At 36.0% G+C, this 3,759-nt stretch carries 3 protein-coding genes and 3 tRNA genes; 1 reads left to right on the top strand and 5 read right to left on the bottom strand.

Annotation, left to right across the window (positions count from 1 at the left end; translation table 11 throughout):
* Positions 1-356: 356 nt before the first annotated feature.
* Both IV88_RS08815 and IV88_RS08810 read right to left on the bottom strand, forming a co-directional pair.
* Positions 357-428, bottom strand: a tRNA-Gln gene (locus tag IV88_RS08815).
* Positions 429-431: 3 nt separating this feature from the next.
* Positions 432-517: transfer RNA gene (locus IV88_RS08810), tRNA-Tyr, on the bottom strand.
* 222 nt (positions 518-739) lie between these two features.
* Between IV88_RS08810 and IV88_RS08805 the strand changes: the two genes are divergently transcribed.
* Positions 740-1,135: an iron-sulfur cluster biosynthesis family protein gene (locus tag IV88_RS08805; RefSeq protein ID WP_057800525.1), complete on the top strand. Its 396-nt coding sequence runs from the start codon at positions 740-742 to the stop codon at positions 1,133-1,135.
* A 37-nt stretch (positions 1,136-1,172) separates the two neighbouring features.
* On the opposite strand, the gene IV88_RS08800 is transcribed toward IV88_RS08805, so the two are convergent.
* The 3 genes from IV88_RS08800 to IV88_RS08790 form a co-directional block, all read right to left on the bottom strand.
* Positions 1,173-1,991 carry a metallophosphoesterase gene (locus IV88_RS08800; RefSeq protein WP_057800524.1) on the bottom strand — a complete coding sequence of 273 codons (819 nt, stop codon included), beginning with the start codon at positions 1,989-1,991 and terminating at the stop codon, positions 1,173-1,175.
* A 59-nt stretch (positions 1,992-2,050) separates the two neighbouring features.
* Positions 2,051-3,535: a peptide MFS transporter gene (locus IV88_RS08795; RefSeq protein ID WP_057800523.1), complete on the bottom strand. Its 1,485-nt coding sequence runs from the start codon at positions 3,533-3,535 to the stop codon at positions 2,051-2,053.
* A gap of 100 nt (positions 3,536-3,635) precedes the next feature.
* Positions 3,636-3,708: transfer RNA gene (locus IV88_RS08790), tRNA-Thr, on the bottom strand.
* Between the last annotated feature and the right edge of the window lie 51 nt (positions 3,709-3,759).

Genomic DNA, 3,759 nt, shown 5'->3' with positions numbered 1-3,759 from the left:
GTTGCACTTCAATTTTAAATTCGGGAACTTTATAATTATCCCGAATTATTAAGTTTCTGCAATATTTGGTGTGATAGAAGAAATTCTATTGCACCATTTTTATTATGCCTTTATATCAAGTCTAGTGCTCGAAAACATATGTTACAAAAAGCTGCACCAATAAGCTATCCTTTTGGATAGTTTTTTATATGTAGACCAATCAGACGTCAATTGTGACAAGGTTTTAGCTACTAAAAACTAACTATCTAATTAACTATCTATGTTGAACATTTATGACAATTAATGAAAATTTAGACAAACAAAAAAGCCGATACAACAGTGCTTGAACACTATTGATATCGACTGATTTTACTAGATTGGGCTAGCTGGGATCGAACCAGCGCATGACAGGATCAAAACCTGTTGCCTTACCGCTTGGCTATAGCCCAATATGGTGGAAGGGAGTGGATTCGAACCACCGAACCCGAAGGAGCGGATTTACAGTCCGCCGCGTTTAGCCAGACTTCGCTACCCTTCCATAATGTAACGTGTCGTATCTATCCGACTTAAATATAATACCTAATTTTAGAGATGAATGCAAGCCCTAAAAGCACAAAAAATTTTAAAATAATGAAAATAGTGATAACTTTCATAAATATGGAGTTCGGACGTACACCACATCGATTTCAAGCACACTCTTTCAAGCAATATTAACCGTAAAAATTTATTTAAGGAGTAAAATAATATCGAGGTGATGAACATGACAAAAATAAATATTTCAGCAGACATGCTCCAACTATTGAAAAAGAAAGATCTAGTTAATAAAGATTTATTATTGATTACAGACGATGGTGGCGGTAAGTATTCACTCCAAGGTGGTGCCTGTTCAATTGGTGCAAAATTCTCAATCGTTGAATTAGATCAACCAGACCCAGAATATCCAATCGAAATTGAAAATGATCATGGAATTAAGTTATTTACCTCTTCGTATGATCAAACCTTCTTAGGTGCAGGTTTAGCACTCGATTTCAAAAGAAGTCTAATTATACTAAAAGATAACTCTGGACGCTTAGATGGCGCCGTAACGATTGCTAATGGCAAAGAAATTACTGAAGCCTTTGAAAAAGGAACAATTGCCAGCGGTCAAACTTGTTAACATATGAAAAGACGACTCAATGAATGAGTCGCCTTTTTTATTTCAAATCCAAAATTTTAAGCTTAAATGCCCACTGACTCATGAACGGTTGATATCTCCATTCATTAATTCGCTTGTTATTATAACCAACAGCCTGGTTATAGTACGTAGTATTTTTCACATCTAGTTCTGGAAAATTGTGATGCAAGTGTCCAAATAACACTTTGTTAGGTTGATACTTTTCAAACAATTCACCTAATCTTGAACTTCCCATCATTCCGTTAGCCATATTCCAAAAACGATTATCATTAGTAAAACGAATATATTCAGAGCGAGGAGCAAAATGAGTCATAACTAATACTTGTTTATTCTCAGCAAGCTTCAGCTGTTGCTCAAATTGCTTTAAAACTACGTTCATACGCTCAATATCATTCATTGGTTGTTCAATACTACTATCAATCCAAAAAGCCTTTTTCCAATGCCAAAAGTCATCTGTTGTCCTTTGAGGAAGATTACTAGCTAAAGAATAGTCATACCAACCATTATTACCAATGATTCGCCAATTAGTATCAGAGATATCATAAAACTTATTATGTAGATACCAGTCTCCTAAATCGGACTCTAATTGATCATAGGTTACGTTGTGCAACATATCATGATTGCCGGCTATAAAGAGAACCTTAACCTTATCCCCAAGAATCTTCTGTAAATCATCTAAATACTGTTGACTCTTTTCAAAATCATTAAAAAGATCACCAGCAATCAAGTATACTTCCACATCATTTTTAAGCAATACTTCGGCTTGTTCTTCGATTACATCATGGTAGTCAATTCGATCTACATCAAAATGATTATCACTACTCATTGCGACTTTCATTTCTTTACCCCACAAAAAAAGATGAACTAAGCATAGCTTAATTCATCTTGATTAATCAACTATTTAATTCCTTCCATCTTCTTGCTAATCCAAGGAGTGAAAGCTAAAAGAATTACTGCGAATACAATTGTAGCAACTCCAAGCCATGTGAAGTAAGCTACTTCATGTCCGTTGTATAAACGAACTAACTGAGCATTAACAGCTTGTCCAGCTGAATCGGCTAAGAACCACATACTCATCATCTGAGATGCAAAGGCACGTGGCGCTAACTTAGTTGTAACAGACAAACCGATTGGTGAGATTAACATTTCACCAATTTCAACGATTGCCCAACTACCAATCAACCAAAGAGCATTGATTTTACCAGAAGTACCAAACATCATACCTGGAAGTGCGATGAATAGATATGAGATACCTGTAAATACTAATCCATAAACGAACTTCATTGGTGAAGATGGTTGCTTGTTCTTTAACTTAGTCCATAACCAAGCAAAGAGTGGTGTATATAGCATAATGAACAATGGGTTTAATGATTGGAAATTAGCTGCTTGAACTTGGAAATGGAATAATCCAAAGTTCAAGTTTGGCATTGCCGTTCTAGTTGCAGCAAATTGTGCTAAAACAACTGAACCTTGTTCTTCAATTGCCCAGAAAATTGTTGCAGCGATGAACAATGGAACATAAGCCCAAAGACGAGAACGTTCTGTCTTTTCAACTTTGCGACTACTGAACATCACAATAAAGTAAATAATTGGTGTAACAATAGCGATAATACTTAATAACAACACAAAGTTAGGAATGTTTAATGCTCCACTTAATTGCATTACTAGTAATACAAGAGCGAAAACAACAACGCCTAATAATACTCGCCAACTAAGCTTTTTAACTTCATTTGGTTGAATGGGATCAACAGGATATAAGCTATCTTTACTTAAATATTTACGACCATCAATGTAGTACATAACTAATCCGACAAACATTCCAATAGCTGCTAGTGAGAAACCAGCATGGAAATTAAATTGTCTCCAGAAAAGAGGCACAATCCATGGTGCAATTAAGGCTCCTAAGTTAATACCAAAAACGAAAATACTGAAACCAGCATCACGTCGTGTATCTTCTTTAGAATATAAGCCCCCAACCATCGTAGAAACGTTTGGTTTTAATATTCCGGTACCAATAACAATCAAAACGATTGAGGTAAACAGCGCTGGTGCACCAAATGGTAGTGAAAGAGCAATATGACCAAACATAATTGAAACTCCACCCCAGAAAACTGTACGGCGACTTCCCAAAATTCGGTCACTAATGAATCCACCAGCAACACTTGCTAGGTAAACCATTGAACCATAAATTGCCATAATTGAGGCAGCGTTTTGTTCTGTAAAACCTAAACCGCCCTTTGAAACAGCAAAGTACATGTAGAATAGCAAAATGGCGCGCATTCCATAGTAACTAAATCGTTCCCACATTTCGGTAAAGAACAATGTTGATAGTCCTCTTGGTTGCCCAAAGAATGACGTATCTTTTTTAGTATCAGTATTCAAAATAAATCCTCCAAATTCTCAGTTACATATCAAATTTAACTCCACTAAATAAAAAAAGAGACACCTTAATAATATTAAGGTGTCTGTCTTTAAACCTAGATGCCGGCTAGGTGAATCGAACACCTGACCTACGGTTTACGATACCGTCGCTCTACCAACTGAGCTAAGCCGGCAGCTTACAGAAAAGATGCTAACTTTTCACCGAAGTTAACATCTTAATGTTG

Source organism: Pediococcus argentinicus, assembly GCF_001437605.1.
Lineage (GTDB): Bacteria > Bacillota > Bacilli > Lactobacillales > Lactobacillaceae > Pediococcus > Pediococcus argentinicus.
The sequence above is the reverse complement of the archived record's forward strand: the minus strand, read 5'-3'. Positions and strand labels throughout refer to the sequence as shown.